The organism is Parvibaculum sp., assembly GCF_040882025.1.
In the GTDB taxonomy this organism is placed as follows: domain Bacteria; phylum Pseudomonadota; class Alphaproteobacteria; order Parvibaculales; family Parvibaculaceae; genus Parvibaculum.
Map to the genome: position 1 here is coordinate 1 of NZ_JBBECC010000056.1, position 13,124 is coordinate 13,124.

Genomic DNA, 13,124 nt, shown 5'->3' on the forward strand with positions numbered 1-13,124 from the left:
CAGTCGGCGCAGGAGATGCGGGCGCGCATCGCGCGCTATCGCAAGGCCGATCCGTCGGATCGCAGCGACTTCGAAATCGGCTGCCGCATTCTCACGCAACCCTTCTTCTTCGACGCGGCCGACGGGCTCCCCGTGCCGCAAAGCTTTGCGCCCAACATCGTCTCCTTCAAGACCTACAACACCGGCGATGCCGAGGGCCGGGCGCTGTGGGAAGCCGTCAACGAGCGGCTGAGCCGGTCGCCATTTCCCGGCATGGCCGAGGGCGAGACGCGCTTTGGCGCGCCGCAGCTGATCCGGCCGCGGCTCGGGCAGGGCGCTTTCCGCGTGCTGGTGACCGACATTTATCAACGCCGCTGCGCCGTAACGCAGGAGCGAACCCTGCCGGCGCTCGAAGCCGCGCATATCCGCCCCTATGGCGATGGCGGTGCGCATGCGGCACAGAACGGCCTGCTGCTGCGGCGCGACATCCACAGCCTGTTCGACGCCGGCTATGTGACGGTGACGCCCGATCTCGATTTCGAGGTCAGCCGCCGCATCAAGGAGGAGTTCGACAACGGCCGGCATTACTACGCCCTGCATGGCCAGAAAATCAGCCCGCCGCAGGACGCGGCGCAACGCCCCGACCCGGCGGCGCTTAGCTGGCACAATGAACATTGTTTCAGGGGGTGAGGGCGCTCCGGGCGCGTGGGGCGGGGGCGCTTGGTCGCTGTTTTGGTGCATGCTCTGAAACGGCCACCGGCGAGCCGTGCCGCGCGATGACCTAAAGTAGCGCTTCGCTGCTTCTTCTCGACAACAATGCTGCTCAACGGGAAAGTGGAGCAATCGCAAATAGATATTTACGCGTCGCGATCGTACGTCGCCTTCGTCGAATCCGCTTAGGTGCAGCTCAATCTGAGTTGCGATAGATGGACATAAATCATGGTTACTGACAATTGCGATAGCGTACCTTTGGAACACGGACAGCTAGAGCGCATCGAAGGTGTTCACCGGGGTTTCTTTTACCAGCACCTCTATGCGGTCGCGATGCTGCTCAGCCTGGGACGAGAGCCCGGAGCCATTCTTGCGGTCGAGTTCGATGAAGATATTGAACTCAGCCTTGGCGATGTACACTGGTACATTCAGGTGAAGACCCGCTTGGGCGCAATTCAGCCTAACCATATCAAGAGCACGCTCGAGCGATTTGACCGTATCCGGTCAGAACACGCTGCAGGCAACAGGCCGGGGAAGGCGAAGTTCGCGATCATCGCAAACAGCGAGCCCGGGCCCAAGCTGGTAGAGCAGCTCGCCGAGGCCCGCTGGCCCGGCGATATCCTGTTCGTAACGCCAGCGCGGCCGGCCAACGAAGGGCTACCGGTGGCGGGCGCTGATGTTGACGCGATGATGAGAGTGGCGTTGGCGCTAGCCGCCGCGGTGCCGTTTGGCGGTCTCGCACCGGATACCTTGGTTTTCAAGATTGCGTCCATAGTTCAGCACGCAGCGACAGGAGCGCGGGATCATCGCTTTGCTGCCGAGGATCTACCAGACTTGCTCGAACAGCTTGTCGTCCAACTGCAGGACTTTCCGGAACCGCCGTCGCCTTACCGGCCTCAACGCAACGAGCCGCCGATAACTTCGGATCGAAGACTCCGGCTGATCGTTGGCTTTTCCGGCGCGGGCAAAACCGCGTGGGCTGCAGAAGCGGCGCGTCATTCGGCCGAGGCCTTAGTCTATTTCGATGTCAGCGACTTGCCGTCGCGGGCTGTTCCTACAAACCTCGCGCGAGAGATCGTCGCGCGTTTTCTGGGTGGGCGAGCGGAGGGCGTGGGCGGTGTTCAGCTGCCGCCCGATGGTGGACTAGACGCGCTTCGCTACGCCGATCAAGTGCTTTCCGATCAGGGCACGCGTGCTATCATCGTGCTCGATAACGCGCATCGACTTTCGGCCGAAGACCTGCGCCAGATCAGCGAAGCAGCGCCTCATCAGGCCTTTATCTGCCTCGGTCAGCCGTGGCCGGAACGCGCAGTGTTGGAAGCAGCGCTGGGGATTGAAACTGAAGCGCTTGGAGGCTTTGATTGCGATACCGTAGCTGCGGTCTTCGCAAGTGAGGGAGTAAGTCTCGATGTTGCGACAGCCGAAACGGTGATCAGCCTTACCGGTGGACTGCCGCTTTTCGTGATCAATGCAGCACGGCTCACGGCGCAGCAATTTGGCGGATCGGCGTCGGATTTTTGCAACTCGATCCTCGCTCGAACTCATCAGCAGGATATCGCCCAAGACCTCATCCTCGAAGGTTCGTTCGCATCACTTTCTGCAGCTACGCGGGACGCAGCGGCTTTGTTGGGTGCGTGTGACGTACCTTTGGAATCAAGTGAGGTTTCCGCCTTGCTCGAAATCCTGGGCGGTTCCGCTCAATCAGCCCAAGCACTCAGGGAATTGCGGCGCGCGTCGATGCTCGTAAACTATGCTCAATCTCAGGTCGGGCTCCACGACGCATTACGACCGTTGGCTGCTGGTCATCGCGGACTGATGCCGGCGGAGATGATCAAAACCGCCCTTACGCGGCTTCACCTGCTTCTGATCGACTCGCTTCAGCGGCGCCAGGACATTCCCCGCCTGACTTTCCTAATCCGGCTTTTGCCTCGGGTGGGGCGGACCGACGTTCTAGTCGACCTAGCCACCACCGAGATGTTCTACGAACAGGGCAACATGGCAATGATGCGGGACACGCTAGTCGACGCGGCGGCGGACCCGACCTATAGCCCGCGGGATCGCTTCTGGGCACTGGATGCCCTGACATACTGGGAGAGTAGGGACGGTGGCACGCCCGATGAAAGCCGGGTTGCTCAAATGGTAGATCTGGTTTCGGCGCATGACTTCGAACCGCGCGAACACCTTAATTTGATTTTCAAACAATTAGTCATCGCCGGTACTGCAGGAGATCGCACGCGGATTGAAGCGCTATATGTCGAAGGTAGAAAGTTCGCTAAAGATTCGATGGCAAACCGTATCCTTCGGTACAACCGTGCAGTCGCGCTTTACCGGGCAGGTGCGCTGGAGAAGGTCCGCAACATTCTTGAACCGCTTATTGACGATACTTTTCGCGCACTGAATCTTAAGGAGCGCGATCTCTTATTCAAGAATGGCTCGGCGCTAGTTGAAGCGCTTGGTGATTCCGATCACGATGGGATCAAGCGGTTGGCTGATGCCCTTAATCTCTGGTCGACAGTCGTCGTCCGCCTCGGCCTACCGCCCATGATGCGGCGAATCCAAGCCTCGAAGTTGTACGCGTCCGTCGGAGCGGGCCGCTCAGCGGTGATTGCTGCACAGGAAATGGCAGATGAGATGCTGAAGATAATGGGCACAGCAGAAGGCGCTCGAGAGGTCTTCGAGCAGCATGTTTTCCCGTTAATCGAACACTATGGGCTTACAGACCTCGTCCTGGAGGCCAGAACTGAATATGCCGTTACACTCGCTTATTGTGGCGACTTGTCGGGCGCCGACCATGAGATGCAAGCTCTCGGAAATTACGGCGGCGACGCCGAGTGGGAAGCGAAACACGCTTATGCGGTCCACCTGATTGACCGAATTCGTCGTGGCGAAGCCGTGATCAGGCCCCCGAGAAAATTACCGGCTGGGAAAGATATCTTGCTCAACCCAAATTCGGTTGGCCGGCGCATTTCGTCGGACGCGTCATGTCCTTGTGGGTCGGGTCGAAAGTACAAACGATGTCACGGTAGACGCTGAAGATCAGACCGATGGACGCTCAGAATTAGGCGACCACTCGCGGGGCGATGTTCGGTAAGTAGGAGGGCTCATTCATGGCTCCGTGAGGTAGTTCAGTATCGCGTGTTAAAATTGCAGCGTACGGAGCGTCGAAGTTGGGGCCTGCTCCACGGGAACTGGTGATGAAAAAGGTGCCTACATATAGAAGCTGTACCGTGGGGCGATCTCTTGGTCCTCCGGCACGTACTTCAACACCTCGCCGACGTGCTTGGCAGCTGCGATGGTGATGGGTAGACCGTTGTCGAACTGCGTGTTATTCCAGTTCATCTTGGTTAGCGCGAGTATCTCCGACGCGACGTGCTGTAGGGGCTGACCCAGCGCTTGGCAGCGCAACATCAGCGGACGCGGAACGTACATACCCGGATAGGTCCGGAAGAACTCTACGCTGCCGCGCGTATACAGGAGCGCTTGGTCCTTCTCGAACCTGAGCAGCGATCCGCGCAGTGGTGGATACACGCCAAGCCTGTACATACGTGTCATAGACTTCTGCACCCACACAAAATCCGCGTAGTCAATGTCGCGCTCGTCGATCGCTTTGTGAAACCCAGCCATCTCATTCCCGTCGAACCGCGACGTCTTGTGCAGCACCACTCGCGCCGGGTAGTGTCCGTGCTGACCACGAAATACCCTCAAGGAATTCCTGAGCAGTTCGTAAGCATCCTCGGCTGTGAGATGTGGTCTGCGGTCTTCCTCGCCCTCGACCATGCGGCCGCCGCGAAGGATCAACCCTTCGCCTCGCTCGTCGAACATCTGGGCGGTACTGGTATGGACATGCTCGCCGTCAACGGAGCGGTAGAAGCTAAGGCCCACGAACGAGGTCCGCAACTGTCGAGCGTCCCGCGCTAAACGCCACGGTAGACCTCCGGCTTTGTAGTACAAGGCCGTGAGCAAGTTCCACGCGATCGTCGCCGGATCTTGGGTCCTCCGTTCGCTGCTCTCCTTTAGTTTCCGGGAGATCTTATATGCTGGATCGAAGGTCGTCGGCCACAGCAGTTGGATTGGTAGATGAAGCTTCATGCACGAGGACTTCAGCATCCCGCGGAAGTCGAGATCAGGGCCGCCCTCGCCATTCTCCTCCTCGTCACCGTTCGAGGTGGCGACAACTCGGGCATTGTATGTGCGCTCAATAATCTCTATCGGCAGAGCCACTAGGACGACGTCTGGCTTCACCGTCCGCTCGGCTAAGACACCGATCTCGTCCACGATGCTCTCTACGACCGCACGCGTCATCTCGCGCTGCCCAGGCATGGCCGCCAGCCTTGCGATATCGCGACGGGGCAGTGTGCGTTGAAGCTCCTCAGAGCTAATGAATTGGCAGCGGAACGTCTCCTCGAATGAGAGTCCGGGAAAGGCTGGAAATAGGTTCGGTTGGCGGCTGGGCTTCGCATCGAAACCGGTCTGGCAAGTCTCGAGCCACCTCACAGCACCCTCGACGGTTTCCGCGCTCCCGACGACACCGACCTTGATGCGCCTCGGCGCACCGTCCATGCCGAAATCGAACGGCCCGTAGTCCATCAAGCCAAACCTAATGTCGACGTGGCGTATGCCTCCGCCGAACTCAAGTGGTGGCTCGGAGAGATGGGTAAGTTTCATTCCGCCCTTTCGGCTTGTGCCCAGTCGAACAATGGCGAATTGGGATTCGCTTCCTGCGATTTCCAGAGATCATCCGGGACGCCGGCATTAAGCGTCAGAGGCTCGAGCGGGGCGAACGCCAAGTAAGGATATCGGTCTGTGTATAGGTCTGCCGCGCCATGGCTTACAAGAAAGTGGCGCCACATCACGAACTGGCCCATGACAGCCGCGTTGTTTTCGAACTCCTTGATCTTCTTGAGGTACTCGCCGCTAAAGAGGTTGGAATTATATCCGTCGCGCGTGAAATGGTAGGTCGGCGTGATCTCGATGAGCCAGTCGCCGTCTAGGAAAACAAACCTGTGGAGAAACGCTGAATGCCGCCAGTAGGTTGGCTGCGACGGATCCGCCCGTCGTTTTCCGTACCGTTTCACAACGTCGCGCGGCACAAAACTCTTGAGGCTCTTGTAGGCGTACCTAACCCTGTCGCGGTTTTTCGGCTTTCGGAAAAAATACGCACCGCTGTCGCGGTCATGCCATAGCGCGGGCCGGACGAACTCGCTCATCGCCCGGTTAAGCAACGCGACGAAATCCCGTTGACGATCCTCGTCGTCGCTACCGGACCATTCGTCCGATCCGAACTCCTCCATCGCCTCGGCCTCACACAGCAAGTTCCAAGGCCATACGTCAAGATTGTGGAACGATAAGACCGCCTTCCCGCGCACTATCCACTCAGAGCCTGCCTTCGGATCCAGCTCCCGGAGCGCCGCTCCGAAGGACTTATCGGTGGAATAGCTGGTGGGCGCCCAGTAGAGCGTCCGCGCGAACGATATGCCGACGAGATTGACTAGGAGCTCCTCCTCAATCCGCGCGCTGGGAGCTATTGCGCCGGGCACGGTAGAGAGCGCGACGGCCGTGACTGCGGCCTTCGCCTCTTTGGTGAAGAGGTCCGTTTTCTTGTAGAAAATTATCTTGCGTGCCTTTAACCGGTCGGGGTCGGAGAACCAAGACTTGATCGACTTCCAGTACGCTACGCCCTTCTCCGGAAGTACGACGATGAAGAGCACCGGCGCCGTACCCTGCATCCAGTAGCCGATGTCCGCCTCTGAGCAAGGAAACTCGAAGCTTTCGTCCGTCTCCGCCTGAAGCCTCCTCCGCTCGGTCGACTTGCCCTGCACCTGCAAGAGAAGATTGCCAACAGCCCCCGTCTCATCGTCGCGAAGCTCAATGAAGCCGTCGATCCCCGCTTCAACACCCCCCGTGGGATAAAACATGAAACCCATTGATAGAACGATGCCCTCGATGTGGGCCATTCCGCGCTGTCCGATGATGTCGCTTCGACCGATTCTCTTCATACGTCCTCCTAGCGCGCATGATAGCGTTCACTATTGGTTCTGCGCCAGCTGTGTGTTGCGATCATGTGGGGTAGGAGTCATCGCAATGCCTTCGCGCCGCCAGCGCAAGATTCGGTCTATCATTATATGGGAAGTCTCGGGCATGGACCGAGGTCAGTTAGATGGCATAAATTGGCGCAAAAGAGCCATTGGAGGCCGGTGAGCTAGTGTCCCCTTTCCACCAAGGCTGGAACTTGAACTGAAACATGTTTGTCAGGTAGCGCCCGCGACCGTCTTCTTTTCGCCGGCGTCGATCCGGTCTCCGAATTTCTCGATGACGTCACCTGACGGGGGAAGCCCCCTCACTCCCCCTCCGCCTCCAGCAGCCCGATCAACCGGCTGAGCCCCTTCGCGGCGCGCGCCATGTCGGTGCCGGGAAAGGCCTCATTCCACGGCTATGACGCACGCCCATACCACGTTCCCTTGCCCGTGCCGTGCTGCGCCAGATGCCTTGACTGCACCAGTGCGGCCAGGTGCTTCTTGACGGTGTTGCGGTTCGCGCCGGTCAGCTTGACGATGTCGCCGATGCTGGCCCGCCCGCGCTCCGCGACCGCATCGATGATCTGAAGGGAAAGCGCGGGCAATGAACCCGTGACGAGGCGCTCGCGCGCGATCTTCTTTTCAAGGCGAGTTTTTTGCTGCTGCAAGGCGCGCAGGAAATAGATCGCCCAGGGCTGCCAGTCCGGCCTCGGGCCGCGGATCGTCTTCTGGGTCTGGCGCAGCGCCAGATAGTAGCCCTCCTTGCTGTTCTCGATGACGCTTTCGAGCGAGGAATAGGGCACATAGGCATAGCCGGCCCGAAGCAGCAGCAAGCTCGTCAGGATACGGGAAAGCCGTCCGTTGCCGTCCTGAAACGGATGGATCTCCAGAAACACGACGGTGAAAATCGCGGCGACAAGCAGAGGATGCAACGACCGCTCGCCGAGCGCGCCGCGCGTCCATTCGACAAGGTCGCGCATCCGCTGCGGCGTGTCGAAGGGGCTCGCCGTCTCGAAGACAATGCCGATCTCCCGGCCCTCGGCGTCAAAGGCACTCACATTGTTGGGCAGCGTCTTGTAAGCGCCGCGATGGCGGGTGTCCTTGTCGCTATGGACGAGCAGGTCGCGATGAAGTTGCAGAATGTGGTTTTCGGTGAGATCGATCGCCGCGTGGTTGGCGAAGACCGTTTCCATGACCTGGGCATAGCCCGCCACTTCCTGTTCGTCGCGTGAGGCGAAGGCCTTGATATCGAGATGGCTCAAAAGCCGTTCGACCTCGGCATCGCTCAGCTTGCTGCCTTCGATGCGGGTGGACGAGCCGATGCTCTCGATGGTGGCGGCCCGGCGCAGCGCCGACAGGCGCTCCGGCGCAAGGGCGCCAAGCGCGCGCCAGGCGCCCTTGAACTCGTCGATCTCGGCGATAAGGGCCAGAATTTCAGGGGTAATTTGAAGGGTTTCAGTGTTCATACCCATAAATATACCCAAAAATACCCGGAATTCAAGAAATATCCAGAAAATTACCCAGAAATACCCAATAATGTCCCGCCACGCCCCTCACTCCTCCCCCTCCTCCTCCAGCAACCCGATCAACCGGCGCAGCCCCTTCGCCGCGCGCTCCATGTCGGTGCCGGGAAAGGCCTCGTCGATCAGCGCGTTGATGCCGGCAAAGGCCGCGCCCATGGCGTCGAAGGCGCGCCGGCCGGCGCGGGTGGGGGCCAGCGTCCAGGCGCGCTTGTCGGTCGCCGCGCGCGTCCGCGTGATGTAGCCGGCCTTCAGCAGCCGCTCCGCCATCGCGCCCACGGCGCTTTCGCGCTGCTTGAGCAGGGTGGCGATCCGGCGCTGCGAAACGCTGCCCTCGCCGCAGATAATCGCCATCACGGCCGTCTGCGATGTCGTCAGCCCGCCCGCCTCCAGCATCGCCGCGTCGGCCCGCATTTTCAGCCGGTGCGCCGCGGTCTGAACGAGGAAGAAAAAACGCTGTTCTTTCGCCGCCATGCACAGTGCCTCTCGTTTGCGGGTTGACAGCCCGTCGCCGCCCCCGCATATACTACACTAGTGTAGTAATTTCAGGGGGGCGAATATGGGTGCGATCGATGGCGTCATCGATGTCTGGGCGCAGGTTACAACAGAGCGCATGGCCGCCCAGCCCTGGCTGGCCACGCTCCGGCGCTGGACCGCGCAGGAGGGCAAGCCGCTGGTGCCGAGCGTCGAACAGACGCTGGCGGCGATGGATGCGGGCGGCGTCGGCATTTCGCTGCTCTCCGCCTGGTACGGGCCGCAAGGGCCGCTGATCACGAATGAGGAAGTGGCGGCGCAGATCGAGGCCGCGCCCGCGCGGTTTCGCGGGCTCGCCAGCGCCGACATCCGCCACCCGGCGGAGGCCGCGCGCGAAATCCGCCGCTGGGTCGATGGCCAGCGCTTTGTCGGCGTGCGTGTTGTGCCCTGGCTCTGGGACCTGCCGCCCAACGACCGGCGCTACTATCCGCTTTATGCGGCCTGCGTCGAGCTCGGCGTGCCGCTCTGCACGCAGATCGGGCACACGGGGCCGTTGCTCCGCTCCGAAACCGGCCGCCTCATTCCTCATCTCGAAGACGTGCTGCTCGACTTCCCGGAGCTTGTCGTCGTCGGCGGCCATGTCGGCTTCCCCTGGATCGACGAATTGATCACCCTGACGATCAAGTTCCGCAATTTCCATGTCGACACCTCCGCCTATGCGGTCCACCGCCTGCCGGCCTCTTTCGTCGACTACATGAAAGGCATCGGCGCGGGCCGCGTCATGTTCGGCACCAACTGGCCGATGCTCTCGCCGGCGAAATGTCTCGCGCAACTCGCCGCGCTCGGCCTCGACGAGGCGCAGGCCGACGCCTTCCTCGCGGGCAATGCGCGCCGCGTGTTCAAGTTGTGAGCGCGCCATGCTGTCCGGTTTGATTTCCAAATTCAAATTTTCGCCGTCATTGCGAGGAGGCGAAGCCGACGACCCGTCCGCCGAAGCTCCGAAGGAGCGTAGGGGGAAGCAACCCAGAAAGCGTCGAACTCAGAGTGTGCGGCTTTCTGGGTTGCTTCGCTTCGCTCGCAATGACGGGTTTTGGTTGTATCAACCACCTCACGTCTGAAACCGAGCCTGATCGAAGCATCCGAGCGATCCAGAAAACCCGGTTACGCTCCTCGAACGCCGTCGTCAGACGGCGGCCTGTCCGCCGAAGCGCCGTCAGGCGCGCAGGTGGGAAGGGTGAGGGGGGAAGTCCGGGTTCAGCGCTCCGACCGGAACCCCGCAAGCGCCGTCACCAGTGCAACCATGACTTGTCTCCCCTGATGCGGGGTCGCCACAGTTGACGCTGTCACAGTGTTTTTCCGCCATACGGAAGCAAGTCATGTTTGTCCCCGCCGCCGCGGCGCGCCGCTCGCCGGATTCGGACATGCCGGCGCCGTTTGTGACAGTTTTTTGACAGTTTCGTGACAGAGGGGGCAAAACGAGTGAAAAAACGGGGACAAGTTATGCCCGCCCGGCCGATCGTTCCGCAGGCGGACGATATTTTTCGGGGCCCGCCGCCCGCCCCCAAACGAAACGGCGCGGGGGGTCCCCGCGCCGTTCCTGTCTCACCGAAGGATGCGGCTCCCGCCTCAGGTTTCGCGCACTTCGAGGCCCAGATCGCGCACCTTGCGATAGAGCGTCGAGCGGCCGATGCCGAGCCGCCTTGCGACCTCGGTCATGTGGCCCTTGTACTTCTCGATGGCGAGGCGGATCATTTCCGCCTCGATGTCCTCAAGCTTCCTGACATTGCCGGCCGCGTCGGTGACGGCGATGCCGTCGCCGAAAGTCGAGCGGGCGAAATCGGCCAGCGTATGCGCCGGCGCGGCGCCCTGCTGGGCGTGGCTGCGCTCGCGCGAGACGAATTCGATCGGGCGATCGTCCGTGTAGATCGCCGGTTCGATGGCCGCCGCCGCGCGCGGCATCGCCGCTTCCTCATAGCCCTCGACCATGCTGGCGATCTGCGGGAAGTCGGAGACCTGCAGCGTTTCGCCGTCGCACAGCACGATGGCGCGGAAGACCGTGTTTTCGATCTGGCGCACATTGCCCGGCCAGTCATAGGCGCACAGCATGTCGAGCGCCGTTTGCGACAGGCCGACCACGTCCTTGCCTTCTTCGGCCGCAAGGCGGCGGACGAAATGCGCGACGAGGTCGGGCACGTCCTCCTTGCGCTGCCTGAGCGGCGGCACATGGATCGGGAAAACATTGAGGCGGTAATAGAGGTCTTCGCGGAACGTTCCGTCCTTGACCATCTGCAAGAGGTCGCGGTTCGTCGCCGAGATCAAACGGATATCGACTTTTACAGGCTTTTTCGAGCCGACGGGATCGACTTCGCCCTGCTGCAGCGCGCGCAGCAGTTTCACCTGGATGTCGAGCGGCAGTTCGCCGATCTCGTCGAGGAAGAGCGTGCCGCCGGAGGCTTCCTGGAACTTGCCGGCGTGCTTGTCCGAGGCGCCGGTGAAGGAGCCCTTTTCGTGGCCGAAGAGAATGCTCTCGACGAGGTTTTCCGGGATCGCGCCGCAATTGACCGTGATGAAGGGCCTGCCGGCGCGTTCGCCTTCGCCCTGGATCGCGGCCGCGATCAGTTCCTTGCCGACGCCGCTCTCGCCCTCGATCAGGATCGGGATGTTCGATTGCGCGGCGCGCTTGCCGAGCCGGATCACCTGGTCCATCGCCGGGCTGCGCGCAATGATGTCGCCGAACGTGAGGCGGCCGGTCTGGCGCTTCTGCAGGCGGCCGATTTCGCTCGTCAGCGCGTTGACTTTCAGCGCGTTGCGCATCGACACATGCAGGCGTTCGGGGCTGACGGGCTTCACGACGAAGTCCGCCGCGCCCTCGCGCATCACATTGACCACCGTTTCGATGCCGCCATGGGCCGTCAGCACGATGACGGGCAGGTTCGGCTTTGCCGGGTGGGTGCGCTTCAGCACCTCCATCCCGTCGACGCCGGGCATCACGAGGTCCAGAATCATCAGCGAAATGTCGGCGCCGGCCGGTCCCTCGAGATATTCCAGCGCCGCCGCCCCGCCATCGACCGGAATCGCGCGGTAACCGTCCCGGTTAACCACTTCCTCCAGAATGCGGCGCTGCGCCGGATCGTCATCGACGATTAGGATCGCCTGGGTCATGCTCGGCCTCAATTGTCAGCAGTCAAAAAGCGCAAATAAAACGCCCGTTTGCCTCATATTGGGGCGGATTGGTAAAGGCCACCTTAATTCCCCGGCTGATTATTGCTTGTCCGTGCGATTTAGGTCGGCGAGGGGAGGAGAGGCAATTTTGAACCATTCCCGTCGGCAACAGTGTTGCTCTCATGTGACGCATCCCACAGAAGTTTCCGGATTCCGCCAATTCCGGTTGATGGTTTCGGCCCTTCCGTGCGATGAAATTGGACTTATGAGGGCTTACCGGTGGGGTCCGGGCCACCCGTCGTATTGTCGGGGGGCAGAGCGAAATAACGACGGAGATTGGGATGAAAATGATATCCCGGCTGATAGCGTTGGGTTCCTTCCTGGTGCTGGCTGGTTGCGGCACGTGGACGGCTGAATCGTACCTGCATGAAGACATTCAGGGCGATTCCTTCAACGCATGCCTGGCTCGCGAATATCAGGACAGAGCGACTTCGGAAGCTTATGTCGATTGCAACTGGGTTGACACGGCCACGATCGTCGCCAAGGGCCGCGCTGCGGCTGCCGGCGAGACCGTTCTTCCTTTCGACCCCTCGACGAAGGGGGTTCTTTCGAGCGATCTGCCCGAACTGCAGGACGCCCGGGCAAAGCTGATGGCCGCGCTTGACGATGGCGGCCGCGAGGGCGATCGGGCTTGCGCCTGCGCCAAGGCGCAGCGTTACTACGATGGCTGGGTCGAACAGGCGAGCGACAACAAGCTCGGCGTCGGCGGTTCCTACTTCGGCGGTGAAGGCGGCCCTGTGCAGCCGGATCGTGTGGAAGCCGAAAAGGCCGCGTTCTACGAAGCCCTGACCGCCTGCGCTCTGCAGGCTGCCGGTCCGTGGACCATCTATTTCGGTTTCGACAAGTATAACCTGACGCCGGAAGCGCAGTCGGTGATCGATCAGATCGTCGCCGAGACGTCCGGATCGCTCTCGGTTATCGGTCACACCGATACGTCGGGCAGCAATGCCTACAACCAAGCGCTTGGCCAGCGCCGTGCAAACACGGTGTCCAACGCGCTGACCGCGCAGGGCAAGTCGCTCTGCAGCGCCTCGTCGGCCGGTGAAAGCCAGCTGGCGGTGCAGACGGGCGACGGCGTGCGTGAGCCGCTGAACCGCCGTGCGGTTGTTGCGGGCTGCTAAAGCTCGACTGACGCGACAAGGATCGGGGCCCCGGCGCAAGCCGGGGCCTTTTTATGGCGACGAACCACGCGGGCGAGACGATC

Annotated in this window: 9 protein-coding genes; 4 read left to right on the plus strand and 5 right to left on the minus strand. The window is 61.2% G+C overall.

The features are described 5' to 3' along the window. On the plus strand, nucleotides 1-669 hold a 669-nt coding region (locus WEB61_RS03565; protein ID WP_368062950.1), incomplete at its 5' end, for an HNH endonuclease. A 249-nt stretch (nucleotides 670-918) separates the two neighbouring features. Continuing rightward, the gene (locus tag WEB61_RS03570; RefSeq protein WP_368062951.1) at nucleotides 919-3,723 is read left to right on the plus strand and encodes an AAA family ATPase; all 2,805 of its coding nucleotides are present in this window, start codon (nucleotides 919-921) and stop codon (nucleotides 3,721-3,723) included. Between the two features lie 174 nt (nucleotides 3,724-3,897). On the opposite strand, the gene WEB61_RS03575 is transcribed toward WEB61_RS03570, so the two are convergent. The 4 genes from WEB61_RS03575 to WEB61_RS03590 all read right to left on the minus strand — a co-directional run bounded on the left by WEB61_RS03575 (nucleotide 3,898) and on the right by WEB61_RS03590 (nucleotide 8,698). After that, the gene (locus tag WEB61_RS03575) at nucleotides 3,898-5,355 is read right to left on the minus strand and encodes a hypothetical protein (RefSeq protein ID WP_368062952.1); all 1,458 of its coding nucleotides are present in this window, start codon (nucleotides 5,353-5,355) and stop codon (nucleotides 3,898-3,900) included. Next, the gene (locus WEB61_RS03580) at nucleotides 5,352-6,686 is read right to left on the minus strand and encodes a DUF4365 domain-containing protein (protein WP_368062953.1); all 1,335 of its coding nucleotides are present in this window, start codon (nucleotides 6,684-6,686) and stop codon (nucleotides 5,352-5,354) included. The genes WEB61_RS03575 and WEB61_RS03580 overlap by 4 nt, the downstream gene beginning before the upstream one ends. Before the next feature lie 434 nt (nucleotides 6,687-7,120). Then, the gene (locus WEB61_RS03585; RefSeq protein WP_368062954.1) at nucleotides 7,121-8,176 is read right to left on the minus strand and encodes a Fic family protein; all 1,056 of its coding nucleotides are present in this window, start codon (nucleotides 8,174-8,176) and stop codon (nucleotides 7,121-7,123) included. An 81-nt stretch (nucleotides 8,177-8,257) separates the two neighbouring features. Next, on the minus strand, nucleotides 8,258-8,698 hold the full coding sequence (locus WEB61_RS03590) for a MarR family winged helix-turn-helix transcriptional regulator (protein WP_368062955.1): 441 nt from the start codon (nucleotides 8,696-8,698) through the stop codon (nucleotides 8,258-8,260). 85 nt (nucleotides 8,699-8,783) lie between these two features. Between WEB61_RS03590 and WEB61_RS03595 the strand changes: the two genes are divergently transcribed. After that, nucleotides 8,784-9,608 (plus strand): amidohydrolase family protein, encoded by an 825-nt coding sequence (locus tag WEB61_RS03595; protein ID WP_368062956.1) that lies wholly within the window; start codon nucleotides 8,784-8,786, stop codon nucleotides 9,606-9,608. Between the two features lie 716 nt (nucleotides 9,609-10,324). Here WEB61_RS03595 and WEB61_RS03600 read toward each other — a convergent pair. Continuing rightward, nucleotides 10,325-11,860: a sigma-54-dependent transcriptional regulator gene (locus tag WEB61_RS03600; protein WP_368062957.1), complete on the minus strand. Its 1,536-nt coding sequence runs from the start codon at nucleotides 11,858-11,860 to the stop codon at nucleotides 10,325-10,327. Between the two features lie 341 nt (nucleotides 11,861-12,201). Here WEB61_RS03600 and WEB61_RS03605 point away from each other — a divergent pair, with 341 nt between their 5' ends. Then, a complete protein-coding gene (locus WEB61_RS03605) occupies nucleotides 12,202-13,041 on the plus strand; it encodes an OmpA family protein (protein ID WP_368062958.1) in 840 nt (279 codons plus the stop codon). The last annotated feature ends 83 nt before the right edge of the window (nucleotides 13,042-13,124 follow it).